A 26,044-nucleotide genomic window follows, 5' to 3' on the forward strand; every position below is an offset into this window, starting at 1 on the left:
GGTTCCTGTCCCGGTCGGGTCCCGCTCCCCCGACCCCGCCGTTCCCGGCGCCGCTCAGCGGCGGCGCCGGGCCGCCGTCTCGCGCCTGTCCGCACCCCCTCACTAACGAAACTTTGCCGTTTCGCTGAAACTGGTCTAGCCTCGATGTGTACGAAACCGTTTCGTTTACGTGTTCTTTGCCCTCACGTCCCTGGAGTGGTTCCCCATGTCCTCGAAGACCCTGACGGACGGCACCCGCACGGGCGCCGACCAGGGGCCGTCCGCGGTGTCCACCAAGAAGTGGTGGATCCTCGCCGTCGTCGCCCTGGCCCAGCTGATGGTGGTGCTGGACGCCACCATCGTGAACATCGCCCTGCCCTCGGCCCAGGCCGACCTCGGCTTCTCCGACGGCAACCGGCAGTGGATCGTCACCGCGTACGCGCTGGCGTTCGCCTCCCTGCTGCTGCTCGGCGGCCGGATAGCCGACCTCTTCGGCCGGAAGACGGCCTTCCTGATCGGCGTCGTCGGCTTCGCCGCCGTCTCCGCCCTCGGCGGTGCCGCGACCAACTTCGAGATGCTGGTCACCGCCCGCGCGCTGCAGGGCGCCTTCGGCGCGCTGCTCGCACCCGCGGCCCTGTCCCTGCTGAACACCACGTTCACCGACGTCAAGGAACGCGCCAAGGCGTTCAGCGTCTACGGCGCCATCGCCGGCGCGGGCGGCGCGGTGGGCCTGCTGCTCGGCGGCGTCCTGACCGACGCGCTCGACTGGCGCTGGACGCTCTACGTCAACGTGGCCATCGCCGTCGTCGCCTTCGCGGGCGGCTGGCTGCTGCTGTCCAATCACCGCGACGCCGCCAACTCCAAGCTGGACGTGCCGGGTACGGTCCTGGTCGCCGCCGGTCTGTTCTCCCTCGTGTACGGCTTCTCCAACGCGGAGACCCACGACTGGGACTCGCCGCAGACCTGGGGCTTCCTGATCGCGGGCGGGGCGCTGCTCACGGCCTTCGCCTGGTGGCAGACACGGGCCGCGCACCCGCTGCTGCCGCTGCGCATCCTCCTCGACCGCAACCGGGCGGCCTCGTTCTTCGCCGTGCTGATCTCCGGCGCCGGCATGTTCGGCGTGTTCCTCTTCCTCACCTACTACCTCCAGCTGAACCTGGGCTTCAGCCCGACGAAGACCGGTGTGGCGTTCCTGCCGATGGTCGCGGCGCTCATGGTGGCGGCGCAGGCCGGCACCACGGTCCTGGTGCCGCGCCTGGGCCCGAAGGCGGTCATCCCGCTGGGCTTCGCCGTCGCCGCGGCGGGCATGGCCTGGCTGACCGGGATCGGCGTCGGTTCGCACTACCTGAGCGCGGTGCTGCCGCAGCTGATCATCATCGGTCTCGGGCTCGGCCTGGTCATGCCGCCCGCCATGCAGATGGCCACCGGCGGGGTCGCCGCCGAGGACGCGGGCGTGGCGTCCGCAACGGTCAACGCCATGCAGCAGGTGGGCGGTTCGATCGGTACGGCCCTGCTGAACACCCTGGCCGCGAGCGCCGCCACCGACTACCTGGTGGGGAAGAACCCGGCGAACAAGCTGGTCCAGGCGCAGGCGACCATCGAGAGCTACACCACCGCGTTCTGGTGGTCGGCCGTCCTCTTCGCGGCGGGCGCGGTCATCGCGTTCCTGCTCTTCCGCCGCGGCGTGCCGCAGCAGGACGCGGACGCGGCACCGGTGGTCCACATGTGACGGACCGTCCGCCGGACCCGCGTCGGGAGCCGCACCAGGGAGAGGGGCCGCCGTCCGTGAGGGACGGCGGCCCCTCTGTGCCGCGTCCTCCAGGGGCGCGGCACGGCCAGGTTTAGGCCTGGGTACTCGCGAGCCATGAGAATCAGTGTGCTGGACGTGGGCTCGAACACCGTGCGGCTCGTGGTGGCGGACGCGGCGGGCGGGGTTCCTCTGCCGGTGCACACCGCCAAGTGGCGGCTGCGACTGGCCGAACAGGTCGCGCCGGGCGACCCGATCCCGGAGGAGGCCGTGGAACGGCTCGTCCGCGCGGTCGCCGCGGCGGCCCGTACCGCCGACCGGTGGGGCGCGGCGGGCCCGCTCGCCTTCGCGACCGCCGTGGTGCGCGCGGCCCCCAACCGGCGCGAGGTGCTGCGCGCCGTCCGGACCCGGACCGGCGTCGCGCTGTGCACCCTGCCGGGCGAGGTGGAGGCCGAGCTGACCTTCCTCGGGGCCCGCCGCTGGATGGGCTGGCGCTGCGGTCCGCTCGCCCTGCTCGACATCGGTGGCGGCTCCTTCGAAGTGGCCTTCGGCCGGGGCCGGTTGCCGGATTTCGTGGCATCGCTGCCGCTGGGGGCGGGCCGGCTCACCCACGATTTCTTCGCGGACCACGACCCGCCCTCCGCCGAGGCCCTCCGTGCCGCCCGGCGCAGAATCCGCCACCAGCTCAGAGACGTGGCCGCCCGGGTCCGCTGGGAGGGGCCGCGCACGGCGGTGGCCACCTCCCGGACCTTCCAGCAGCTCGGCCGGCTGTGCGGGGCCGCCCCCGGACGGCACGGCCCCTTCATGGACCGCACCCTGCGCCGTGGCGACCTGCGCGAGGCCGTCTCCACCCTGGCCGCCCTGCCCGCCGCCGAACGCGCCCGGCTGCCCGGCATCTCCGCGCCGCGCGCCGCGCAGAGTCTGGCCGGCGCGGTGATCGGCCACACGGCGATGAAGCTGACGGGGCTGACCTCCGTCACCGTCTGCCCGTGGGCGATCCGCGAGGGCGTCATGCTGCGCCACATGGAGGACGGCCCGGCCTGGTGGGCCGAGGTCAGCCGGATCGTCGACAAGGAGGAGGAGACACCCCTGGAGCCGGTCCCCCTGCGCTTGGCCCAGCACGGCACCTGACCTGCACGGACGTATGCCCAGGCCGCCGCGCGGCGCGCTCCGAAGGAGTCGCGGGGGGATGGGGCCGGGCGTCCGGTCGGGGGCGGGCGCGGCCCGCGGTCCGGACGTGATCCACCGGTGGGCGGGTGGTTCGGCGCTCGTGGGGTACCCGGCGCGCATGGCACACGACCCCCATGGACCACAGCTGCCGGCCGCCCGGGGCCCGGTGTCCGCGGCCGTCCGCGGATATCTTGCCGGCTCGGACGCCCTCCCGGCGGCGGAGACGGTGGCGTCCGCGTCCGCGTACGGCGACGACCTCCAGCTGGCCCTTTACCTCTGCTACGAACTGCACTACCGAGGTTTCGCGGGGGTGTCCCCCGACCGGGAGTGGGACCCGGCTCTGCTGCGGGTGCGGGCCGCGCTGGAGCACCGTTTCCTGACCGCCCTGCGCGAGGACACACCGGTCCACGACTCCGTCGAGGACGCGCTCTCGGAACTTCTCGTCGAGCCCGTCGAGGGCTCGGGGGTCAGCCATTTCCTCGCGGCCGAGGGCGAGTTGTGGCAGGTGCGCGAGTACGCGGCCCAGCGCTCCCTGTACCACCTCAAGGAGGCGGATCCGCACGCGTGGGTGCTGCCCAGGCTGTGGGGGCGGGCCAAGGCCGCGATGGCGGCGGTGGAGTTCGACGAGTGGGGCGGCGGCCGCCCCGACCGCGTCCACGCACAGCTGTTCGCCGACCTGATGACGGACCTCGGCCTGGACACCACCTACGGCCTGTATCTGGACGCCGCGTGCGCCGAGACGCTGGCCACGGTCAACCTGATGTCCCTCTTCGGTCTGCACCGGTCTCTCAGGGGCGCCCTCGTGGGCCACTTCGCGGCGGTCGAGATCACCTCCTCGCCCGGTTCCCGGCGGCTCGCGCAGGCGATGCGCCGCGTGGACGCCGGGCCCGCCGCCGAGCATTTCTACGACGAGCACGTGGAGGCCGACGCGGTGCACGAGCAGGTGGTGCGTCACGACGTCATCGGCGGTCTGCTGGACGAGGAACCGCACCTGGCGCCCGACATCACCTTCGGCCTCGACGCCACCGGGTATCTGGAGGACCGCCTCGCCGACCGTCTGCTCACCGCCTGGCGCTCGGGAGAGTCCTCCCTGCGTACCCCGCTGCCTGATCGGGAAAAAGCCCATATTTCGTGATGATCGGGGTACTTGGTCGGCGTGAACCCTCTCGCACTCCCGGGCGTGTACGCCCCTCAGGAGGACACCGCCCTGCTGGCCGGAGCGCTGTCCGAAGAACCGTTGCTTCCGGGCGCCGACGTCCTCGACGTGGGGACCGGCACCGGCGCGCTGGCGATCGAGGCCGCACGGCGCGGCACGCGGGTCACGGCGGTCGACGTGTCCTGGCGCGCGGTGTACTCCGCCCGCCTCAACGCCTGGCGGGAGCGGCTGCCGGTGCGCGTGCACCGCGGCAACCTCTTCGCCCCGGTGCGCGGGCAGTCCTTCGACCTGATCCTGACCAACCCGCCGTACGTGCCCGCTCCGGCCGGCGACCGTGCGGCCCGCGGGACGGCCCGGGCCTGGGACGGGGGCGGTGACGGCAGGCTCCTGCTCGACCGGATCTGCGCCGAGGCTCCCCTGCTGCTGCGGCCCGGCGGCGTGCTGCTGATGGTCCACTCCGCGCTCAGCGACCCCGCGAGCACCCTGACGGTCCTGCGCGCGTCCGGCCTGAAGGCGTCCGTGACCCGGCGCCGACGCATCCCCTTCGGCCCGGTCCTGCGGGAGCGCAGGGACTGGCTGAGGGAGCGGGGCCTGCTGTCCGCCGACGACGAGAACGAGGAACTGGTGGTCGTCCGTGCCGAACTCCCCAGCTGACAGGCCCTGTCGGATCAGCGTCCAGCGCAGGGGCCCCCTGCTCGTCGAGGGACCGGTGGAGGTGGAACTGGAGGACGGCACCACCGTCGCCTCCGACCGGTTCCGGGTCGCCCTGTGCACCTGCCGGCGCAGCCGCCGCTACCCCTGGTGCGACACCAGCCATCGGGAGCGGTCCTAGACACCTCCCGGCGCGCTCTTTCGTGAACGCGCACCGAAGGCCGGCGGGCAGCCCCACACTGCCCGTCCGGCCTTCGGGTACGGAATCACGCTGCTCCCGTGTCAGGGGCTCGCACTCCCCACCTCACGAGCCTCTCTCGGCGTCCACGGGGACCACGCGATCCCGGTCTCAGAACGCGAAGAGGCTGCTCCTGGCAGCGTTCTTCACGCACTCGTTGGAGAAGGCGCGCTCGAAGGTGACGCGCTTGCCCTGCCATACGCCGTCGACGGTGACGACCACCGGGTCGTACTGCCTCGTGCAGACGGCGTTGCCCGGGCCCGCCAGGGCGTCGAGATCGCCGCCGGCGGCGCGCAGTTCGGCGCAGGCGAGGGCGGCGGCGGGGTGGGTGCCGGAGGGCGTCGGGGCGCAGTTCAGGGTGACGGCCCGGGCCGCGTTGACAGTGGCGGCGGTCTCTCCGTGACCCACGGTCAGCACAAAGGCCGACGGGGCGTAGAGGGAGGTCGGCGCTGCGGCCGGGGCGGCGAGCGCGGATCCGGTGAGGGATCCGCAGACGGTGGCGGCCGTGAGGCCGAGGGTCGCTGCCCAGCGCGCGGTGTTCCGCATTGTGTGCATCCTTCCGCTCGATTCGGGGGTGTGCCGGTCCGGCTCGATCGGTGTCGAACACGGCGAGCGCGAGTCTGCCGAGTCCGCAGCCGAATCTCACATCGACCCCATGGGTTTCAGTAACCTTGCGTATTGAATCAGTGGCGAGAAGTAACGGAATTCGAACGTTCCAACGCCGGAAGCAAGCGCTTCATGATCCCTTCGGTCTCCTTGGTGACCGGTTTCCATAGCTTCGTTAATAGGCCTGAAACATTCCGCTCGCGGCTCCGAATCCCTCCCCGGGCCCCTCCCGAGACCCGCCCGCACACCCGCGCGTTCCGCTCTCGGCGGACTCCTTCTCGACCCCTTGCGTTCATGTACCAGCGGAGTAATCGTCATTACGTGATTACGACCGAGCAGAAAGAGAAGCTGAGGGGCTGGTTCGCTGGTCGCCTGCCCGACGACCTCTTCGAGGAGCCGGCCGAGGTGACGGTCGACCGGGAGGAGATCACCGTGATCGGCCGCATCCCCGCGCCCCGGCTGGCCGAGGACGCGTCGGCCGCCGAGCGGGAGGCGGCGGTCACCGCCCGGATCCAGGAGTTCCGCGAGCGCACCCGGGAGACCCGGATCGACGTGGCCGCCGACGCCGAGCACCGGTTCCGGCGCAAGGTGTCCTGGGGCGTGGTGTGCGACGGGGAGCGGGCGCTGTTCACGCACGTGGCCGCGCCTGTCATGACCCGGCTGCGGCAGCCCGAACGCCAGGTCCTCGACACCCTGATCGCCGCGGGCGTGGCCCGTAGCCGCAGCGACGCGCTCGCCTGGTGCGTCCGCCTCGTCCAGCGCCACACCGACGACTGGCTCACCGAACTGCGCGACTCCCTGGAACACGTCCAGCGGGTGCGGGCGCAGGGGCCTGACACGAACCCGCACACGACCCCCGACCCCGGCCCCGGAGGGGAGGTGGACTCGCCCGCTCCCGACGCGGAAGAAGAATGACGACGCCCGGCGCCAGGACCGCGGAGCCGCCGGCGCCTCCGCTCGCCGGACCGGGCGCGAACGCCGGCGAACCCGCCGCCGTACCGACCGGGCCGGCCGTCGACCGGACCGCCGGACCGCCGCCACCGACCCGCCGGTATGGTCGCCGTGCGACGGCGACGACGCGCGACCACGGGACGGCGAGAGGCGGAACGTACGGATGACGAAGCACTGGGCGGACTTCCAGTACGAGATCTATCTCAACGGGATGACGGGCGCGGTCCCCCGGCTGCCCACGGACCTGACCCGGCTCGAGGAGCTCACCGGACAACGCCTCGGGCCCGGGCCGGTCGGCTATGTGGCGGGCAGCGCGGGGGACGGCAGCACCGCGCGGGCGAACCGTGCCGCGCTGGAGCGCCGCCGGATCGTGCCGCGCATGCTGCGGGACGTGCACGAGCGGGACCTGTCGGTCGAGGTGCTGGGACGCGCCCTGCCCGCGCCGCTCGCTCTCGCGCCCGTCGGCGTGCTGTCGATCATGCATCCGGAAGCCGAGTCGGCGGCCGCCCGGGCGGCGGCCGCGCAGGGGGTGCCGTTCGTCCTGTCGTCGGCGTCCAGCACGCCGATCGAGCAGGTGGCCGAGGTGATGGGGGACGCCGAGCGCTGGTTCCAGCTGTACTGGTCCAAGGACCGCGAGGTGACCCGCAGCTTTCTCCGGCGGGCGCGGACGAGCGGGTTCTCGGTGCTCGTCGTCACCCTGGACACCCCGCTCCTGGCATGGCGGCCCCGCGACCTCGACCAGGCCTATCTGCCGTTCCTGCACGGCGTGGGGACCGCCAACTACCTCACCGACCCCGCCTTCCTGGCGGGCCTGGCCAAGCCCGTGCACGAGGACCCGAACGCGGCCGTCATGCATTTCGTCAGCCTGTTCGCGGACCCGGGGAAGACCTGGCCGGACCTGGCGTTCCTGCGGGAGAACTGGGACGGGCCGATCGTCCTGAAGGGCGTCCTGCACCCCGACGACGCCCGGCTGGCCGCCGACGCCGGGATGGACGGTGTGGTGGTGTCCAACCACGGGGGCCGACAGGTCGCCGGTTCGGTCGCGGCCGCCGACGCGCTGCCCCGGGTGGCGCGCGCGGTCGGCGACCGGCTGACGGTGCTGTTCGACAGCGGGGTGCGCACCGGCGACGACGTCTTCAAGGCGCTCGCCCTCGGCGCGCGGGCGGTCCTGCTGGGCCGTCCCTACGTGTACGGCCTCGGCCTGGACGGACAGCCGGGCGTCGAGCACGTGATCCGTTGTCTGCTCGCGGAACTCGACCTGACGCTCGCCCTGTCCGGCCACGCCGGCCCGGCGACCGTGGGCCCGGCCGACCTCGTCGAGGACGCCGGGTGACGTCGGGCGGGTGACCGCACGGCCACCGGTCGCCGCCCTGCCCCGCGGGCGGGCCGGGGCAGGACGGGGCCGCGACCTTCGTCCCTCAGGCGGTGCCGTCCGCCAAATCGACCGGCTGGGCCGACGCGGGGGCGTCCGTACCGGTGACCGCGAGGGATCCGGGGGTGGCGGAGGCGACGTCGGTGAGCCAGCGCTGGCCGGTGGATTGGTCGCGGACCTTCACGACCACGTCGGCGCCCGACTGCTCACCGGCCGGTGCGAGGGCGAGCGCGTCGTCCCAGCGGGGCAGCAACTCGCCCTGGACGGTGAGGTCGTAGCGGACGTCGTCCCCACGGGCGTCGGTCTCGTCCACGCACGCGCCGAGGATGACCACCCCGGCGTCCGCGTGGGAGTCGACGCACAGACCGGCCCCGGCCACGCTGCGCAACTGCCCGTCGTCGTCGTACGACCACTGCTGGGTCGCGTCGGAGGAGCAGTCCGCCAGTTCGACGGCGGCGCCGGCCTTCGCCTCGCCCCGGACGTCCAGACAGAGGTCGGCGGCGGCGTTGCGCAGCCTGGTCTGCCGTGGGGCGTTGGGCAGTTGGGCGGTGTCCGGGGCGGTCGGGGAGGCGGTGGCGGCCTGCGAGTCGATGCCCGGGACGGTTCCGCTGGTGGAGGCGGCGGGGTCGGCCCCGCCGTCGTCCGACCACATGCCGGCGGCGAGCAGGGTGGTCAGCAGGCCGGCCGAGGCCAGGCCGACGCCGGTGAGCAGGGCGCGCGGCGAGCGGGTCTCCCCCGACGACCGCCTGCGGGGCGTGGGGATGCGCGAGAGCAGGCTGCCGCCTCTGCCACGGGTACCACGGCCGCCACGGCCGCCGTGCCGTGCGGAGCCCTTGAGCCGTACGGTCTGCTGCTTGGCGCGGCCGGGGCGGGTGTCGTGATAGCGGCGGGCGCCCCAGCCGAGCACCGCCTCGGCGAGCAGCACACCGAGGCCGCTCTCGAAGTGGCCGAGCTGTTCGGCGGCGGCACGGCAGTAGCGGCACTCGTCCAGGTGCTTGCGCACATCCGGCAGGAGGTCGCCGCCACGGCGGATCGGGACGTCGAGCAGCCGGTTGTAGAAGCGGCAGTCCTTGCTCGGCGCGAGTTCCCGGTGGGCGCGGACGACGCCCTCGCGCAGCTTGTCCCTGGCCTGCTCCAGGGCACCGGCCACCGTGTCGGTGTCCATCCCGAGCAGACCGGCGGCGACGGTGACCGGTTCCGCCTCGACCTCCACGTGCCACAGCACGCAGCGAGCGACCGCGGGAAGGCCCTGGAACGAGCGTTCCGCCAGCACCCGGTTCTCCGGGGTCATGGATTTCGCGGCCCGCATCCCCCGGGCGCCGGCCGGCTTGCGCAGCACCGGCAGCACGCCGGACACTTCCTCGTCGGCGGACCACAGCCGGGCCATGTCCCGCACGGTCACCAGCAGTCGGGGCCGCAGCGCGGTGCCGGGCTCGCCCAGCTTCAGCCGGTCGAGGACCTGGTGGAAGGCGGCCGCGGTGACCATGGAGGCCACGCTCCCGGAGGACGCCAGGCAGATGACCGCGTACTCGTGCACCGGCCGCCAGTGCCGGGCGATCAGCAGGGCGGTGGACTGGGCGACCTCGCTGTCCGCGCCGCCGCGTATTCCCGCGGCGAGTGACTCGTCGGATTCTCCGGGGCCCCCGCCCGGCGGAGGATACGGCGGACGGGGAGGCTGAGGGGTGGGCACTGAGCGGGTTCCTTTGGTACGTACCTGTTCGGTGCGGCAGGGAGCGCGAATTCGCCTCCGCCGACGAACGCGGGGGGTTTGGTCATGACCTCCCGCATGGGCGGTTCACCTTTGCACAACTCAGTCGCACACAACAAGGCGAAGGCCGCGGCCGCGCTTTGTTGATGAAAAGTCGATAAGCGGGCCCTGTACACACCGGACATCACGCCTTTCGGCGGCCTGTGCCGACGCGGCCGGAATCCGCCCATGCGCCCCGTGTGAAACTCGCGCACACGCCGGGGCGTCTCGCACGCTCCCGGCACACCGGCCCGGGTAGTTGGCTGGAACCGGCCACTTCCTCGGAGGCCCCGCGCAGGACGGCGGCTCTCCTGCGCGAAACGGCCGCCGGCCTTGTTCCTCCCGCCCTCGGCCGGCGGCCCGAAACGCTTTGCGCATGCCCACAACCTCCAGGACAGAGGCCGGTCCCTCTATATCTGCCAGGACCGCAGCCGGTCCGCGGCGCCGTAGACGTCCGTCTTGCCGTCGAGCAGATCGCGGGCGAGGTCGACGAGCGCGCCGTACGGCGGATCGATGCCGGCCCCGCTCGTGAACATGTACGCCACCGCGGTCGCGCAGGCGAAGCGCGCGTTGGCCGAGGGCAGGGGCCTGAGCAGGGTGAGGGTGTGCAGCAGCGCGGCGGCCCGCCAGGCCGGATCGGAGTCCACGCCGAGCTTGGGCGGATCGACCCGGTGCCGGGCGACGGCGGCGACCAGCGCCGAGAAGTCGTTGACGGTGGGCTGCTCCGGCAGAACCTCTTCGTGGCGCTGGAGCAGCCAGGGCACGTCGATATGGATGACGGAGGTCATCGGTCAGGCGACCCGCCCCTCGCCCCGCACGGAGCGTTCGTCTTCCGGGAAGGCGGCGGCGAACTCGTCGGCATGCGAGGCGAAGAACCTGCGGAAGGCCTCCGCCCCCTCCTGGAGCGCCCGGTGCCGCGCGATGTCGGCGGCGGCCGCCTCCCGCACGAGTGCCTTCATCGACGTACCGCGTTCCTTGGCGATCTGCCGCAGGTCCTCCAGCTCGCGATCGCTGAATTCCACATTGAGGGCTGGCATGCCCTTCACGGTACCGCGCGGGTACTTACCCGTAAATATCCCCAGGTCACACTGATGACCGCGCGGTACCGCAGGGTATTCGGCCCCGTCTCTCCTATCCCTGATCCGCCACGAAGGAGGCCAGGCGGGCCAGCGCCGCGTTCCAGTTGATCGCGGTCTCGTTCGTCGACCAGGACTGGATGTCGTCGATGTAGCAGAACTGACCCACGCAGCCCTGGAGCTTGGCCTGCGCATAAGGGTCCTGGATGCTCGAGTTGGCGCCGCCCGCCAGGGTGCCGTGCGGCGGATCCGGCAGCCGGGGATCCAGCTGGCCCGCGTACCAGCGGCTGTGCTGGTGGTGGGAGTTCACCTCGCCGTAGCCGGTGACGTACGACAGGTTGAGCGCGTTGCGCCCGAGGACGTAGTCCATGCTCTGCACGGCGCCGGCCCGGTACTTCGAGGCGCCGGTGAGGTCGTAGGCGGTGGCGATGACCACGGCGTTGTTGAGGACCTGGTGGCTGGAACCCCAGTCGTAGCGGTTGCCGTCGGGGGCGTAGGGCATGCCGTACGGCTGTCCGGCCAGCGTGGCGAGATACACGTCGGCGCCCCGCACCACCGATCCGCGGACCTTGTCGCGGCCGGGGAGCTTGTTGGGGACGGTCGCGAGGTCGAGGCGGCCGGCGGCCGCCGTGCGGGACCAGTCGAAGCCGTTGGGGACGAAGATGTCGGCCGTGTGCGCCGGGGAGTTCAGCACCTGATCGGCGAACTGCTTCTCCCCCGTGCTCAGGTACAGCTCGGCGGCCGCCCAGTAGAACTCGTCGGTCGCGTTGTTGTCGTCGTAGGCGCCGCCGCCGATGGCGTCGGCGGGGTCGGCGTACACGGCCGGGTGCGCGAGGGCCGCCGTGAAGGCCTTGCGCGCGGCCGTCAGCGCCTTCGCCGCGAAGGCCTTGTCGTAGGGCCGGTACAGGCGGGCCGCCTGGGCGGCCGTGGCGGCCAGGTTGAGGGTCGCGGTGGTGGTCGGCGCGTGCAGTTCGCGTTTCTGCGGATCGTCGCCCGGCAGCAGCGGCAGACCGGTCCACTGTTCGTCGTGGATCTTGTGGTGGGCCATGCCGGCGAGCGGCTGCCCGTCCGGTACCTGCATCTTCAGCAGGAAGTCGAGCTCCCAGCGGGCCTCGTCGAGGATGTCCGGCACCTTGTTGCCGCTCTCCGGGACGGCGAGCGTGCCGTCGCCGAGAGCGGCCGGGTCGCCGGTGCGGGCGAGCAGGGAACGCTCGTAGGTGCTCAGCAGCTCCCAGGTGGCGATGCCGCCGTTGACGACGTACTTGCCGTGGTCGCCCGCGTCGTACCAGCCGCCGGTGACGTCGAGGGTGTAGTCGCACACCCCGGGCCGGCACGGGACAGCGGAGTCGCCCTGGTTGGGGGCCGCGTTCACGTGGCCGGCCGCCCTGCCGTAGCCGGGCCGCAGGTCGTCCCGTATCGCGATGCCGCTGCGCTGCGTGTAGTAGTACTTCACCGCGTCCAGCCGCAGTTGCTCGTATCCGGCCGTGCCGATGTCGAAGGGGCGGCTCGTCTCGCCGTCGGCGACCAGCGTGAAGCCCGTCCCGCGCGTGCGATAGCCGCCGAAGTCGATGGAGTGGACGCGCTGTCCGGAGGAGGCGTCGAGGCCACGCGGAACGCTCCAGCCGTGCGCGACGGTCGCCCCGGAGCCGTTCTTGAGCTGCCAGGGGACCTTCGCGGGGGCGTCGGTGACCAGTGTCGCGTTCTTCGGTCCGCCCGGCAGGTAGGCGACCTGGTTGACGCGCACGCGGGGCCCGGTGTCGGGCTCGTACACCTCCGGCGGCACCCCGCCCAGCAGCGACACGTCGTCCAGGCAGAACCGCCAGGGATCGGCACTCCCACCGACCTGGAAGGCGACCTGTCCCTGGGCGCTGTCGACCGGCGAGGTGAACGTGTACGTGTAGGCGTCCGCCGACTCGTTCAGCACCGGGGTCGCCTCGTACCAGGTGTCGTACGGGGAGACGCCGAGTCCCACGATCGCCCGCACCACATGCCCCTCGGGCACACCCGAGGCGCTGAAGGAGAACCGGTACGACGACCCCTTCACCAGGGTGATCGCGTCCTGACCGACGGCGGAGTCCCAGCGGTTGACCGTGCCGCCCGGCACGTCCGCGCACAGCCGGCCGTCGGAGAGACCGGCGGTCACGTTGCTGCTCCACCACGGGTCGGCGGTCGCGTCGAACCCGCCGTTCCTGACCTGCTCGACCTCGTCGGCGCCGGCCTGCTGGACGGGCAGCGCGGTGAGCGCCGCGCCCAGCAGGGCCGCGAGGGACAGCAGGGCGGTTCTGCGTCGTTTCACGTCCGGGCTCCTCGGGGAGATGCGGGACGCTCCGTACGGGATGCGGGTGCCATCTCGTGGGAGCGCTCCCAGAGCAGGGTCGCAGGACATGTTTGTTGCAGTCATGACACCCCGTCAACGGTCCTGACGCGATGCGTTCGGAGCCGTTGTCGGTGCCGCGTCCTACTGTGGACCGTCCGAGCGCCGATCACATCCATAACGAGGGACCGGAGATCTCCATGACCACCCTGCCCGACCGGCCGAACACCGCGCTGCTCGTGATCGACGTCCAGCGGGGCCTGGTGGCGGGCGCGCCCCGGCGCGACGAGGTGATCGCGAACATCCGCACCCTGGTCGACGCCGCCCGCGCGCGGGACGTGCCGGTCGTCTGGGTGCAGCACTCCGACGACGACCTCGAACAGGGCAGCGAGGACTGGGAGTACGTGGAGGAACTGGTCCGCCTCGACACCGAGCCCCTCGTCCACAAGACCTACCAGGACTCCTTCGAGGACACCGTGCTGGAGTCGGTGCTCGCACACCACGGCGTGGGCCGGGTCGTCGTCACCGGGGCACAGACCGACGCGTGCATCCGCTCGACACTGCACGGCGCCTTCGTACGGGGATACGACGTGACACTCGTCGGCGACGCGCACACGACGGAGGACCTGAGCACGTACGGCGCTCCGGCGCCGGAGCAGGTGATAGCCCACACCAACCTGTACTGGTCGTGGCAGAGCGCACCCGGGCGCGGCGCGAGCACGGTGGACACGGTGAAGGTGACCTTCGAGGCGGCGGACGCGGGCTGAGACGCCTTCGTGCGCGGCCGGCGGCAGCCCCACGGGGCTGCCGCCGTTCCTCGACCGGGTCAGGCCTCCCACTTGGTGACGCGCACCGATCCCTGGGCCGTACCGGGTGCGCCGCTGGTCAGGGTCAGCCGCAGCCCGGAGCCGCGGACCGGGTCGAAGGTGACGGCCGTCGGCGCGTCCGAGCCGGTGGCCCGGTCCACGGTCACCCCGGTGACCGGCACATGACGCTCACCGTCCCAGACCTCCACGTCGACCGCCGCGGGCAGGCTGTGCGTGGCGTCGACGGTGAAGGACAACTCGACCCGGTCGAAGTCCCGGGTGCGCCCGTAGTCCACCGAGATCCAGTCCCGCGGCCGGGCCCCGCCGAAGGCGGGCAGCAGGGCGGTGGCCGCCTTGGCGAAGGCGTTGGACCAGCCGGTGGCCGGGTCGCCGTCCAGCATGGCGGCGGGCAGGGTGTCCGGGCGACCGGAGTAACTCGCGTCCGCGTGAGGAAGGTCGACGGGCGCCGGCGGGTCGGGGGCGAAGGCGGCGGCCGGGGTGGTCGCCTTCGTCCGGGCATGCGTGGTGCGCACGGAGGCGGTGCCCTTGCGCAGGCCGTCCACACGCGCGGTCACGCGCAGGGCGCCCGGGTCCGTACCGGAGCGGACGATGGCGAGGGCCTTGCCGTGGAAGGCGGTGCGGGTACTGGCCTGGTAGCGCTCGGCGCTCTCCTGCCGCCCGTTGTCCAGGCCGGCGAGAGAGCCGCCGCTCACCTCGAAGGAGATGAGGTGTTCGGCGTCGGGCACCACGGTCCCGCGCGCGTCGACCACGTCGGCGGTGACGAAGACCAGTGAACGCCCGTCCGCCGGGCAGGACTTGCGGTCCGGGGTGAGCCGTACGGCGTGCGGGGCGCCGGCCGTGCGCAGTACGTCGGTGGCGACCGTCCTGCCGCCCCGGCGGGCCACCGCCTTCAGCTCCCCCGGCCGGTAGGGCACCCGCCACGTCAGGTGCAGCTTGCCCGCGCTGCCGTTCGGGCTGGTGTAACTGCCGGGGTAGGGGCCGGTGGTGAAGGTCTTGTCGTCGCCGGTGGCCTCCGTGGTCTCCAGGTAGGCGCGGCCGTCGACGGTCTTCTTGGTGTCGAACTTCCTCACGCCCAGGGACTTTCCGTCGAGGTACAGCTCCACGGTGTCGACGTTGGAGTAGGCCCACACCTCGACCGTGTCGCCCGCCTGGTGGTTCCAGGTCATCGGCACCAGATGGACCATCGGCTCGTCGGCCCACTGGCTGCGGAAGAGGTGGTACATGTCCTTCGGGAACCCGGCGGTGTCGACCGCGCCGAAGAAGGACGCCTTCACCGGGAAGACGTTGTACGGGGTCGGCTCGCCGATGTAGTCGATGCCGGACCACAGGAACTGCCCGGTGAACCACTTCCGGTCGCGGTCCTTCTTGTGCCCGTACTCGCCGCTCATCGTCCAGGAGGCGAGGTTGTTGTCGTAGGACGAGGTCGCCCGCCTGCCGGGGGTGTGGTTCTCGCCGGTGTTGAGGTGCTCGGGTTCCTGGTAGGCGCCGCGGGTCGAGGTCTCCGAGGACGACTCGGACTCGAACAGGAACAGGTGCGGATAGGTCGCGTGCAGGACGTCCACCGACTTGGCGGTGTTGTAGTTCAGCCCGAGGCCGTCCAGCTTGGCGAGCATCAGGTCGGCGGCGGAGCCCTTGGCGGGCGGGGTGCGGTACTTGTCCGAGCCGATGATGAGCGGCCGGGTGTCGTCCGCCGCCCTGATCGCGGTGATGATCCGGTCGGCCATGGCGAGACCGGCCGTGGAGGTGGAGTCGGGGATCTCGTTGCCGATGGACCACAGCAGGACTGCGGGCGAGTTGCGGGCCGCGAGCACCATCTCGGTGGCGTCCCGCTCGCACCACTCGTCGAAGAACCGCCCGTAGTCGTACCGCGTCTTACCGGTGCGCCAGCAGTCGAACGCCTCCACCAGCATCACGATGCCCAGTTCCTCGCAGATCCGGATCATCTCCGGCGACGGCGGGTTGTGAGAGGTGCGGAACGCGTTGACGCCCATCGACTTCATGATCGTCATCTGTCTGCGGACGGCGTCGACGCTGATCGCGGCGCCGAGCGCGCCCAGGTCGTGGTGCAGGTCGACGCCCTTGATCTTGGCGTACCTGCCGTTGAGGTGGAAACCCTCGTCCGGGTCGAAGCGGAAGGTGCGGATGCCGAACGGGGTGCGGTAGGTGTCGGTGGTCCGGCCGGCGACGCGCAGCTCGGTCTCCAGGGTGTAGCGGTGCGGGGTCTCGAAGTCCCATCGCCGGGGATCGCGCACGACGAGTTCGTGGGTCTGCGTGGCCCGTTCGGCGACGGCGACCGTGGAGGACGCGCGCGCGACGGTGCGGCCGTCGGGGGCGAGCACGCGGGAGACGACCTCGACGTCCGCGCTCGCGCCGGACGCGTTCGCCACGGTGGTCGCGACCCGGACGACGGCCCGTTCGTCGGTGACCTCGGGGGTGGTGACGTGGGTGCCCCAGCGGTCCACGTGCACGGGTTCGGTGACGACCAGGCGGGCCTCACGGTAGATGCCGCTGCCGGAGTACCAGCGGCTGCTCGGGAGCCGGTTCTGCACCTTGACCGCGAGCACGTTCTCGGTGGTGCCGTCGGTGTGCAGCAGGTCGGTGAGGTCGAAGGCGAAGCCGGTGTAGCCGTACGGATGGTGGCCGACCTCGGTGCCGTTGCAATAGACGTACGAGTCCATGTAGACGCCGTCGAACTCGACCGAGATCCGCCGGCCGGCGTGGCCGGGCGGCAGTGTGAAGGCGAGGCGGTACCAGCCGAGGCCGCCGGGGAAGAAGCCGGTGCCGCTGGTCGTGCCGTTCTGCGTGGTGGGCGTCTGCTCGATGCTCCAGTCGTGCGGGACCGCCACCGCACGCCAGGTCGAGTCGTCGTGGCCGGGGTCGGCGGCGTCCGCGTACCGCCCGGTCGGGTCGGTGATCCCGCCGGGGTCGGCCAGCGCGAAGCGCCAGCCGTCGCGCAGGGCGACCGTGCGGCGGCCGGTGGCGCTCACGGCGGCCGCGGCGGCCCGCGCCGCCGGTGTGCCGAGGAGCGCTCCGGCGGCCGGTGCGGCCGCGGTCGCGAGAAGGACCGATCTGCGGGTGACCGTCATGGTCGGCTCTCCCTCATCAGGAACCAGCTCATCAGGAACCAGAAGTACTCACAACTGATCGTGAACAAACAGAATCTGACGACGGTCCACTCCCGCCCGTCAAGGGTCCGGAGGCGCCCGCCCGTTCTGCGGCGCCCGGGAGCGCCGACACGGGCTCCGGCACACGGGATCGCCGGGGATAGGCCGGTTTTATCCCTTGACCTCGGCGGGAACTCGCTGTTCGGCCGAGCCGTGGGGGTTCCCGTCCGCAGGGGAGCGGGACACACTAGGCTGGAACGGAAGTGACGTGCCTGTTCACTGTGAGTGTCCGCGATGGAGTGCCGAGATGAGCCCGGAGTATCCGTTCGACGAGGCCGCGACGGCCCGGGCGGTCATCGACGACTCCGGCGCGCTGACCGCGTGGAACGAAGGCGCCCGGACCCTCCTGGGCTGGGCCCCGGCCGACGTCCTGGGCCGGCCCGCACGGGATCTGCTGGCCGACGGCACACCCGACCTCACCGGTGCGCGCTGGGACGGAACGGTCACTTTGCGCCATCGCGACGGCCGTCCGGTCCGGGTCTGGCTGCTGGCCCACCGCCTCCCCGCCCGGGCCGACGACCCCGGACACTGGCTCGTCGTCACCCCGCTGTCCGGCGACGGACCCGGCTCCTCGGACGCTCTGCTCGCCGCGGCGGGACTGGTCCAGTCCCCCTGCGCCATCGCCGTCTACGACGAGCGGCTGCGGCTGCGCCGGATCAACGACGCGATGCGTGAGGTCATCGGACTGCCCGAGGAGCGCATCCGGGGCCTGCGGCTCGCCGAGATCGGCGGCGCACCGCAGAGCACGGAACTCGAACAGCACATGCTGCGGGTGCTCACCACCGGCCGGGCGCAGGACGTGCAGACGTACACCCGCACCGGCGGCGAGGCGCGCGCCCACGCCTGGCTGGCCCGGATGGCGCCCGTCACCGACGCCGACGGGCGGATCCGGGGCGTGTGTCTGACCGCCCACGACTTCACCGAGAACTACCTCGCGCGCGAGCGGCTCCAACTGGTCAACGAGGCCAGCGTGCGCATCGGCAGCACCCTCGACGTCACCCGGACGGCTCAGGAGCTGGCGGAGGTCTGCGTGCCCGCGCTCGCCGACTTCGTCAGCGTCGACCTGCTCGACCCGCAGGACGGCGGGGAACCGCCGAGCCGGTTCAGCCCGCCGGTGGGACTGCGGCGCGCCGCGCACCACTCGGTGAACCCCGGCAGCCCGGAGGCGGTGGCCAAGCCCGGCGAGGTCCAGCAGTACCCGACCGGATCACCGCAGGCGGACTCGCTGGTCGCGGGGCACACCATCATCGGCTCCCTGGCGGGGGGCGGCCTGGACGCGTGGCTCGCCTGGGACCCGGTACGCGGCGCCCGGGTGCGGGAGATCGGCATCCACTCCACGATGTCCGTGCCGATCCAGGCCCGCGGTGTGACGCTCGGCGTCGCCGTCCTCACCCGGTTCCGCCGACCGGACCCGTTCACCCCGGACGACGTGTTGCTGGCCGAGGAGATCACGGCCCGGGCCGCCGTCTGCGTCGACAACGCGCGCCGGTTCTCCCGCGAGCGCGAAACGGCCCTCGCCCTCCAGCGCAGCCTGCTGCCGCGCACCCTTCCCCGCACCGCCGCCGTCGACGCCGCCTCCCGCTATCTCCCGGCGGCCCGCGCCGGGGTCGGCGGCGACTGGTTCGACGTGATCCCGCTGTCCGGGATGCGCGTCGCCATGGTCGTCGGCGACGTCCTGGGGCACGGCATCCAGGCCTCGGCCACGATGGGAAGACTGCGCACCGCCGTACGCACCCTCGCCGACATCGACCTCGCCCCCGACGAACTCCTCACCCATCTCGACGACCTGGTCGTCCGGCTGTCGGAGGAGGCCGGCGGCGAGGGCAACCCCGGCGAGGTCGGCGCCAGCTGCCTGTACGCGGTCTACGACCCCGTGTCGCGACGCTGCACGCTGGCCCGGGCCGGGCACCCCGCCCCCGTGGTGCTGCGGCCGAACGGCCCGGCCCGGCGGGTCGAGGTGCCGGCCGGTCCCGCGCTGGGCGTGGGCGGGCTGCCGTTCGAGACGGCCGAGCTGGAGCTCGCCGAGGGCAGTGTGCTCGCCTTCTACACCGACGGTCTGATCGAGTCCCGTGAGCGCGAGGTGAGCGCCGGTCTGCGGTTGCTGAGCGAGACCCTGGCGGCCTACTCGGACTCCCTGGACGAGACCTGCGACCGGATCCTGCACGCCCTGCTCCCGCCCGGCGGCGCCGCCGACGACGTGGCCCTGCTGCTCGCGCGCACCCGGGGCCTGCCCGCCTCCCAGGTCGCGACCTGGGACATCCCCGCCGACCCCGCGCTGGTCGCGCCGATCCGCAAACAGGCGGTCGAGCAGCTCTCCCGCTGGGGACTGGGCGAGGCGTCCTTCACCACCGAGCTCGTGGTGAGCGAACTGGTCACCAACGCCATCCGGTACGGCGCCCACCCGATCCGGCTCCGGCTGATCCACGACGCGACGACGCTGATCTGCGAGGTGTCCGACACCAGCCACACCGCCCCGCACCTGCGTCGGGCGAAAACCTGGGACGAGGGCGGGCGCGGGCTGCTGCTGGTCGCCCAGCTCACCCAGCGCTGGGGCAGCCGGCACACTCCCGAGGGCAAGACGATCTGGGCGGAGCTGAGCCTGCTCGACGAGGAGTGAGGCGCCCTCCCCCTCACTTGGCAGGCGTTTTACCCCGGCATGTTTATATGGACGGACACCCGGACCAGTCAGATGGGCGGGCACCACAGCACCCCGCTCCCGGAGATCCGCATCAACGCCCCGCTCGCCGAAACACTGTCCGTCGTCCTGCTCGCCGCCGCCCTCGGCTGGGCGGTGCTGCGCCCTGCCGGGCGGTCCGAGGCCCTCGTCGCCGTCCCCGCCGCCGCGGTGGTGATCGCCCTCGGAGCGGTCTCGCCGGAACACGCGCTGGCGGAGGCCGAGCGGCTCGGACCGGTGGTCGGCTTCCTCGCGGCGGTGCTCGTGCTGGCGCACCTGTGCGACGTCGAGGGACTCTTCACCGCGTGCGGCGCGTGGATGGCCCGGAAGTCGGCGGGCAGCCCCCGGCGACTGCTGGTCGCGGTGTTCGCGCTGGCCTCGGTGATCACCGCCGTGCTCAGTCTGGACGCCACCGTGGTGCTGCTGACGCCGGTCGTGTTCGCCACCGCCGCCCGGATGGGCGTGCGCGCCAGACCGCACGTCCACGCCTGCGCGCACCTGTCGAACACCGCCTCGCTGCTGCTGCCGGTATCCAACCTCACCAACCTGCTGGCGTTCGAGGCGAGCGGGCTGAGCTTCACCCGGTTCGCCGCCCTGATGGTGTTGCCCTGGGTGGTCGCGATCGGCGCCGAGTACCTGGTCTTCCGGCGTTTCTTCGCCGCCGACCTGCCCGCCGCCGAGCCCGCCGCCGCCGACGGCCCGGCACCCGGGCTGCCGCTGTTCGCGCTGGTCACCGTGGCCTGCACGCTCGTCGGGTTCGTGGTGGCGTCGGCCGTCGGGATCGAACCGGCCTGGGCCGCGTTCGCCGGCGCCCTGGTCATGGCCGGACGGGCACTGGTGCGGCGGCGCGTGACGCCGGTCGCCGTGGTGCGGGCCGCCGCGCCGGGGTTCCTGGCGTTCGTGCTGGCGCTCGGCATCGTGGTGCGCGCGGTCGTCGACAACGGACTCGCCGGCGCGCTGCGGCACGCCCTGCCGGACGGCTCGGGTCTGCTCGCCCTGCTGGCCGTCGCGGCGCTGGCCGCCGTCCTGGCCAACCTGATCAACAATCTGCCCGCGGTACTGGTCCTGGTGCCGCTGGCCGCCCCGGCCGGGACCGGGGCGGTGCTCGCGGTGCTGCTCGGGGTGAACATCGGCCCGAACCTCACCTACGCCGGATCGCTGGCGACGCTGTTGTGGCGGCGCGTGGTGCAGGCGCGTGAGGAGCGGGTGGATCTCGGGGAGTTCACCAGGCTGGGTCTGCTCACGGTGCCGGCCGCGCTGGTGCCGGCCGTCGTGGCGCTGTGGGCCTCGCTCCAGGTGGTCGGCGTCTGACCGCTCGGGTCAGTTGTGCCCGCTGCCGGCGCCGTAGCCCGAGCCGTATCCGCCGTATCCGTATCCGTAACCGGAACCGCCGTAGCCGTATCCCGAGCCGCCGGACGAGCCGGACCGACCGTCCCACGAGCAGGAGGTGGTGGCGTAGTACGAGCACGTGGTGTTCGAGCCCGCGGAGGAGCCCGTCGGGTTCGTGGCGGTCGGGGTGGCGGACGGCTTCGGCGTGGGCGTCGGGGGCTTCGCGGACTTGGGCGTCGGGGTCGGCTCCGGGGTGGCCGACCCGGTGCTGTCGGCGCCCCAGTTGACGAACTGCATCTGCGGGTCGGGCTGCGAGGTGTCGATCACCCAGCGCTGGGCGGCGCTGTCCACCCGGTTCTTCAGGACGAGGTCGCCCGATCCGTCGGTGGCGGCGGGCGCCAGCGCGAGGTTCTGACCCGAGCGCGGGACGAGCGTGCCCTGGAGCGTGAAGTCGTAGCGGACGTTCTTGGGTTCGGACTGGGAGGCGCCCCCGCACGGGCCCAGCCGCACCGAGAAGCCCAGGTGGGAGTCGAGGCACAGATCGGCGTCGGCGGCGCTGCGCACCAGCCCGTCCGGTTCGTACGACCACTGCTGACCGGCCGCGGAGGAGCAGGCGGCGAGTTCGGTCTCGGCACCGCTGACGGCCTTGGTGCCGGCGATGCCGATGCACAGCCCGGAGGCCACGTTGTGCAGACGGCCGCGCAGGGTGCCCTGGGCGTCCTCGCCGACGTCGATCCAGGACGGGTCGGACGTGGCCGTGTCCGTCCCGGGGGCCGGGGTCTTGGCCGACTCGCTGCCGGCGGAGGGCGCGGTTCCGTCACCGGAGCCGACGGCGGCCCACACACCGAGCGGCAGCACGACCAGTCCGCTCACGGTCAGGACGGCGGCGGCGAGGTTGCGGCGGCGGGCGCGGCGGGCCGCCTTCTGCGCCGAACGGCTCCCTCCGGGACGGGAGTCGGCGCCGGACACGGCACCGGTCCGCACGGCGGCGGCGCCCCGCGACCCGATGCGGGAGATCACCCCGGCACGCAGCCCGCCGAGGGACCTGGTATCGGCTTCCGTGGCGGGCTCCGAGGGTGCGGGGGCCCCGTCGGTGAAGGCCTCGCCCGCGTAGCCGCGGGGCTGCCGCGCGGGGGTCTCGACGGGTTCGCCGTCGCCGGCCACCCTGACCTCCACATAAGCCGCGGCGGCCCAGCCCAGGACGCCCTCGGCCAGGGCGGTGCCGAGCACGCCCTCGAACTGCCGCAGCTGGTCGGCGGTGTGCAGGCAGTGCCGGCACTGCTCCAGGTGGGCGCGCAGATCGGGGTCGAGGTCGGCGCCGCCGCGGCGGCAGGTGACGTCCAGCAGCCGGTCGTAGCGGTGGCACTCGTCGTCGGTGGCGAGTTCACGGTGTACCTGGAGGCACTCCTCGCGCAGCCGCTCGCGGGCCCGGCGCAGTTCGACCCGGGCGCCCTCGTCCTCGATGCCCAGCAGTCCGGCCGGCACCGCCAGGGGCTCGGCCTCGACCTCGATGTGCCAGAGCAGGCAGCGCGCGGACTGGGGGAGCCGCTGGAACGCCCGGGACAGGATGCGCCGGTTCAGCGGCGGCAGCAGCCGGGCGGCGGTGCGGTCGCGGTCCTCGCCCTCGGAGCGCAGCTCCGGGTGCAGCAGGTCGCGGCGGCCGTCCGCGTCCCATTCACCGGCGATGCGGCGCACGGTGACCAGCAGGTGGGGGCGCCACGCGGAGGTCGGCCCGTTCTGCCGCAGGCTCTCCCCGAACAGCCGGGTGAAGGCGGCGGTGGTGAGCATGCCGGCCGCTCGCTCGCCGTCGGCGCACAGCCGGGCATAGGCGAAAGCGGCCGCCCAGTGACGGTCCAGCAGCTCACCGACGGGATGCAGTGCGGGGGACGCCCCCGTCCACTTCTTCAGCTCGGAGCTCAGCTGTTCGTCCGTCGCGTCGAAGCGGCGAGCCGAAGGGGAATTCGACAGGCCTGCGTCATTCACGGGCTGCATTCCTTCCGGGGGCATGCGGCATAAAGTCCATACCAATGGGTATGGGATCCCGCCCACGAAGCGGGATCGACTCGCACAGGGTTCGGCACCTCTGACGTCCGCGGGGGGACCGCTCTTTTGAAGCGTGGGGGGTGTGAACGGGAGGTGTCTCGCGCGCACCGGGAAAATCGTTGTCCGTGCGCCGACAGGGCTCACCTTTGCACAGCCGGACCAGGCAGAACAAGAGATCTCGCGGTTTCGTGCATTCCGCACCGCTCGAATTGTCTTGACGAAACGTCAACGGCGGAACCCCTGTGGGGTGGTCACTGTATCGGTGTCCCTTTTGGTGCCCCTTTCGGGATGCCTTTCGGGACGGTAATTGCCGGGCGCATTCCGTCGCGGTACGCGCCCGGCGGTGTGCCGTGGCGGGCGCGGAAGACACGGCTGAAGTGGAACGCGCTCGCGAAGCCCGACGCCGACGCCACACGCTCCACGGACAGGTCGGTGCCCTCCAACAGCCGGGCGGCGTGGCACAGTCGCGTCTCGAGCAGGGCCCGCATCGGGGAGCGGCCGACCTGCTCCGTGAAGAGATGCGCGAAGCGCGAGGGCGACAGCGCGACCTCCGCGGCGAGCGAGCGGACGGTGTGCGGGGCGCCGGGGTCCGCCGTCATCCGCGCCTGGGCCCGGCGGACGCGATCGTCGAGGCCGGGCGGGGTGACGGGAGCGCGGGCCGAGGCGGCCGCGAGCAGGACGGCCTCCTCCAGCCCGCACAGGGCGAGTTCCCGGGCCGCGGAGCCGTGGGCCACCCCGATCCCCCGCTCGCCAGCCGGACTTTCGGCACCGGTCCACCGGGCGTCGGCGTGCGTCCGCCGCCAGGCGCCCTCCATCCGGTCGTGCAGAGCGGCCGGGACGGGGCCGACGGCGTACAGGCCGTCCGGACCGTCGCCGGCGGCGTACGGGCGAAGCCAGGGTGACCAGGCGGGCCGGGCCTGGCAGTGGGCCCACCAGAACCGCCAGTGCCGCGCGCCGGGTTCGACGGTGTAGGCGTGCGGGACGCCGGGCGCGAGCACCACCAGGTCCCCGGCGCCCGCCGCTGCCTCGCTGTCGCCCTGCCGCAGTCGGCCGCGCCCGCCCGTCGTCCAGGTGAACAGCCAACTGTCGGACCCCTGGGGGCGGTTGACGCCGTACCCGGTCGTTTCGTCGAAGTGGCCGACCACCACCAGGCCGGGCGGCGGGGACGGATCCGCGGGTTCGGCAGTCCTGGGCAGGTCGTCAGCACGCATGGGCATCCTCCCGGGAAGTGCGTCGGCCTAGCGTGACGGGTCGAGACCAGTGGACCGAGGAGGGCAAGTATGACCGTCACGGACACCGGCGCCGCCGGGGCACCCGTCCTGACCCGCGCGGGGCTGCGGCAGTACCGGGAGGACGGCTTCACCGTCGTACGCGGGCTGTTCGGGGACGACGAGGTCGACCGGTTGTGCGAGGAGTTCACGCGGCTGCACGCGGCCGGGCGGCCGGTACCCGGGCATTTCGAGCCGCGTCCCGGAGCCGCCGATCCGCTGCGCGCGTACCCGAGGGTGATGCACCCGCACGAGATCAGTCCCCTCGCCCGGCGGGTGCTGCTGGACGCGCGGCTGCGGGGCGTGCTGGAGGAACTGCTCGGCGAGGACGTGCTGGCCGCGCAGAGCATGTTCTATTTCAAGCCGCCGGGTGCCCGGGGCCAGGCACTGCACCAGGACAACTTCTATCTGCGGGTCGAGCCGGGCACGTGCGTGGCGGCCTGGCTGGCCTGTGACGTGATCGACCGGGAGAACGGCGGCCTGGAGGTCGTGCCCGGCACGCACCGGATGGGACTGCTCTGCCCGGAGGAGGCGGACGCGGAGGTGTCGTTCGCGCGCGAGTACGTGCCGCCGCCGCCCGGACTCGCCGCGGTGCCGGTCGACATGGCCCCGGGTGACGTGCTGTTCTTCAACGGCAGCCTGGTGCACGGCTCGGGCCCCAACCGCAGCACGGACCGGTTCCGGCGGTCGTTCATCGGCCACTATGCCGGGCAGTCGGCGCGGCGCATCGGGCAGTACTACCGGACGGTGTCGATGGGTGGGCAGCGGGTGCCGCTGGCGGTCAGCGAGGGGGCGGGGCCCTGCGGCACCGAGTTCGCACCGCGAGGCCCGCACTAGCGCTCCCGCGTGGGGTCCGTTCCTCGACCACGGGTCCGGCGGCGAGCTTCGGTGGCCGGCGATCGGGTGGGGCGTGCAGAGCTCCTCCAGTTCCGCCGACTCCCCCTCGGACAGGGCCGGTTCGGTGGCCGCCACCGCGTCGTCGATGTGCCGGGGTTTCGCGGCCCCGACGATCGGAGCGGTCACCGTGGGCCGGTGGAGGAGCCGGGCGAGGGCGACCCGGGCGCGGGGGACGCCCCGGCCGGCCGCGCTGCGGGTGACCGCCTCGACGAGGCCGCGGTCGCCCTCCGGGCAGAGGGAGCCGCCGAAGCCGTCCGTGGAGCTGCGGCCGGTCTCCGTACCCCGGTCGCGGGTGAGGCGGCCACGGGCCGCCTCCCTCATTCGATCAGGTCCAGCGCCCGCTCCCAGTCGAACTCCTCGCCCCGGGCGCCGTCGTAGGGGTACCCGAAGCGCACGCCCATGCCGCGCAGCCGTATCAGGCTGTCCTGGTAGGCGGGGTGGCCCGCGAGGGTCTCGTTCACGCAGGGCAGGACCCCGAGGGGGACGCCCTGCGCGGAGACCTCGCACAGGGTGCCCAGGGCGAGGGTGTCGGCGGTGCCGGCCGCCCACTTGTTGATGGTGTTGAAGGTGGCCGGGGCGACGACGACCGCGTCGGGCTCGGGGAACGGGCGGGGGTCGCCGGGGCGCCGCCACGCGGAGCGGATCGGGCGACCGGTCTGCGCCTCGACGGCCGCGGTGTCGAAGAAGCCGTTCATGGCGTGGGGGGTCGCGATGACGCCCACGTGCCATCCCCGCTGCTGGGCGGCGGTGATCAGCCTGCCGACGTCCGCGGCGATGCCGGCGGCACAGACGACGACGTAGAGAAAGGGCGGCTGTTCGTCCTGTTCGGTCACCT

The 26,044-nt window shown here is 72.7% G+C and carries 20 protein-coding genes and 1 pseudogene; 11 read left to right on the top strand and 10 right to left on the bottom strand.

What is annotated here, in order from left to right; all coding sequences use genetic code 11:
* Window positions 1-205 precede the first annotated feature (205 nt).
* The 5 genes from OG440_RS03590 (at window position 206) to OG440_RS03610 (ending at window position 4,884) form a co-directional block, all read left to right on the top strand.
* Window positions 206-1,708 carry an MFS transporter gene (locus OG440_RS03590; protein ID WP_406005350.1) on the top strand — a complete coding sequence of 501 codons (1,503 nt, stop codon included), beginning with the start codon at window positions 206-208 and terminating at the stop codon, window positions 1,706-1,708.
* A 135-nt stretch (window positions 1,709-1,843) separates the two neighbouring features.
* Window positions 1,844-2,857 (top strand): Ppx/GppA family phosphatase, encoded by a 1,014-nt coding sequence (locus OG440_RS03595; RefSeq protein ID WP_406005351.1) that lies wholly within the window; start codon window positions 1,844-1,846, stop codon window positions 2,855-2,857.
* Window positions 2,858-3,014: 157 nt separating this feature from the next.
* Entirely contained in the window at window positions 3,015-4,031 is a 1,017-nt protein-coding gene (locus OG440_RS03600) for an iron-containing redox enzyme family protein (protein WP_406005352.1), read from the top strand.
* Window positions 4,032-4,043: 12 nt separating this feature from the next.
* The gene (locus tag OG440_RS03605) at window positions 4,044-4,706 is read left to right on the top strand and encodes a HemK2/MTQ2 family protein methyltransferase (RefSeq protein ID WP_406005353.1); all 663 of its coding nucleotides are present in this window, start codon (window positions 4,044-4,046) and stop codon (window positions 4,704-4,706) included.
* Window positions 4,687-4,884 carry a CDGSH iron-sulfur domain-containing protein gene (locus tag OG440_RS03610; protein ID WP_307166705.1) on the top strand — a complete coding sequence of 66 codons (198 nt, stop codon included), beginning with the start codon at window positions 4,687-4,689 and terminating at the stop codon, window positions 4,882-4,884. The genes OG440_RS03605 and OG440_RS03610 overlap by 20 nt, the downstream gene beginning before the upstream one ends.
* A 168-nt stretch (window positions 4,885-5,052) precedes the next feature.
* Here the strand turns inward: OG440_RS03610 and OG440_RS03615 are convergent, their stop codons facing one another.
* Window positions 5,053-5,487 carry a subtilase-type protease inhibitor gene (locus OG440_RS03615; protein WP_406005354.1) on the bottom strand — a complete coding sequence of 145 codons (435 nt, stop codon included), beginning with the start codon at window positions 5,485-5,487 and terminating at the stop codon, window positions 5,053-5,055.
* Window positions 5,488-5,868: 381 nt separating this feature from the next.
* On the opposite strand from OG440_RS03615, the gene OG440_RS03620 reads away from it, so the two are divergent.
* Window positions 5,869-6,462, top strand: coding sequence for a hypothetical protein (locus OG440_RS03620; protein ID WP_406005355.1), 594 nt, complete (start codon window positions 5,869-5,871; stop codon window positions 6,460-6,462).
* Window positions 6,463-6,661: 199 nt separating this feature from the next.
* Complete coding sequence (locus OG440_RS03625) at window positions 6,662-7,831, top strand: lactate 2-monooxygenase (protein WP_406005356.1); 1,170 nt, start codon at window positions 6,662-6,664, stop codon at window positions 7,829-7,831.
* A gap of 85 nt (window positions 7,832-7,916) precedes the next feature.
* Here the strand turns inward: OG440_RS03625 and OG440_RS03630 are convergent, their stop codons facing one another.
* From OG440_RS03630 to OG440_RS03645, 4 genes are all read right to left on the bottom strand, one after another.
* Complete coding sequence (locus OG440_RS03630) at window positions 7,917-9,560, bottom strand: RICIN domain-containing protein (RefSeq protein ID WP_406005357.1); 1,644 nt, start codon at window positions 9,558-9,560, stop codon at window positions 7,917-7,919.
* A 467-nt stretch (window positions 9,561-10,027) separates the two neighbouring features.
* On the bottom strand, window positions 10,028-10,405 hold the full coding sequence (locus tag OG440_RS03635; RefSeq protein ID WP_406005358.1) for a toxin Doc: 378 nt from the start codon (window positions 10,403-10,405) through the stop codon (window positions 10,028-10,030).
* Window positions 10,406-10,408: 3 nt separating this feature from the next.
* A complete protein-coding gene (locus OG440_RS03640) occupies window positions 10,409-10,654 on the bottom strand; it encodes a hypothetical protein (protein WP_037735240.1) in 246 nt (81 codons plus the stop codon).
* 94 nt (window positions 10,655-10,748) lie between these two features.
* On the bottom strand, window positions 10,749-12,989 hold the full coding sequence (locus OG440_RS03645) for a glycoside hydrolase family 9 protein (protein WP_406005359.1): 2,241 nt from the start codon (window positions 12,987-12,989) through the stop codon (window positions 10,749-10,751).
* A gap of 218 nt (window positions 12,990-13,207) precedes the next feature.
* On the opposite strand from OG440_RS03645, the gene OG440_RS03650 reads away from it, so the two are divergent.
* On the top strand, window positions 13,208-13,774 hold the full coding sequence (locus tag OG440_RS03650) for an isochorismatase family protein (protein WP_406005360.1): 567 nt from the start codon (window positions 13,208-13,210) through the stop codon (window positions 13,772-13,774).
* Window positions 13,775-13,833: 59 nt separating this feature from the next.
* On the opposite strand, the gene OG440_RS03655 is transcribed toward OG440_RS03650, so the two are convergent.
* Complete coding sequence (locus OG440_RS03655; protein WP_406005361.1) at window positions 13,834-16,920, bottom strand: glycoside hydrolase family 2 TIM barrel-domain containing protein; 3,087 nt, start codon at window positions 16,918-16,920, stop codon at window positions 13,834-13,836.
* A 325-nt stretch (window positions 16,921-17,245) separates the two neighbouring features.
* On the opposite strand from OG440_RS03655, the gene OG440_RS03660 reads away from it, so the two are divergent.
* Both OG440_RS03660 and OG440_RS03665 read left to right on the top strand, forming a co-directional pair.
* Entirely contained in the window at window positions 17,246-19,615 is a 2,370-nt protein-coding gene (locus tag OG440_RS03660; RefSeq protein WP_406005362.1) for a SpoIIE family protein phosphatase, read from the top strand.
* A 72-nt stretch (window positions 19,616-19,687) separates the two neighbouring features.
* Entirely contained in the window at window positions 19,688-20,983 is a 1,296-nt protein-coding gene (locus OG440_RS03665; protein ID WP_406011244.1) for an SLC13 family permease, read from the top strand.
* Window positions 20,984-20,992: 9 nt separating this feature from the next.
* Here the strand turns inward: OG440_RS03665 and OG440_RS03670 are convergent, their stop codons facing one another.
* A complete protein-coding gene (locus OG440_RS03670) occupies window positions 20,993-22,993 on the bottom strand; it encodes a ricin-type beta-trefoil lectin domain protein (RefSeq protein WP_406011245.1) in 2,001 nt (666 codons plus the stop codon).
* Window positions 22,994-23,295: 302 nt separating this feature from the next.
* Window positions 23,296-24,255: a helix-turn-helix domain-containing protein gene (locus OG440_RS03675; RefSeq protein WP_406005363.1), complete on the bottom strand. Its 960-nt coding sequence runs from the start codon at window positions 24,253-24,255 to the stop codon at window positions 23,296-23,298.
* A gap of 69 nt (window positions 24,256-24,324) precedes the next feature.
* Here OG440_RS03675 and OG440_RS03680 point away from each other — a divergent pair, with 69 nt between their 5' ends.
* Complete coding sequence (locus tag OG440_RS03680) at window positions 24,325-25,149, top strand: phytanoyl-CoA dioxygenase family protein (protein WP_406005364.1); 825 nt, start codon at window positions 24,325-24,327, stop codon at window positions 25,147-25,149.
* A gap of 51 nt (window positions 25,150-25,200) precedes the next feature.
* On the opposite strand, the pseudogene OG440_RS03685 reads toward OG440_RS03680, so the two are convergent.
* Window positions 25,201-25,518, bottom strand: a pseudogene (locus OG440_RS03685) (aldo/keto reductase); the annotation flags it as partial.
* A gap of 8 nt (window positions 25,519-25,526) precedes the next feature.
* On the bottom strand, window positions 25,527-26,042 hold the full coding sequence (locus tag OG440_RS03690) for a flavoprotein (protein WP_406005365.1): 516 nt from the start codon (window positions 26,040-26,042) through the stop codon (window positions 25,527-25,529).
* Window positions 26,043-26,044: the final 2 nt, after the last annotated feature.

This window comes from Streptomyces sp. NBC_00637 (genome assembly GCF_045161545.1).
In the GTDB taxonomy this organism is placed as follows: Bacteria; Actinomycetota; Actinomycetes; order Streptomycetales; family Streptomycetaceae; genus Streptomyces.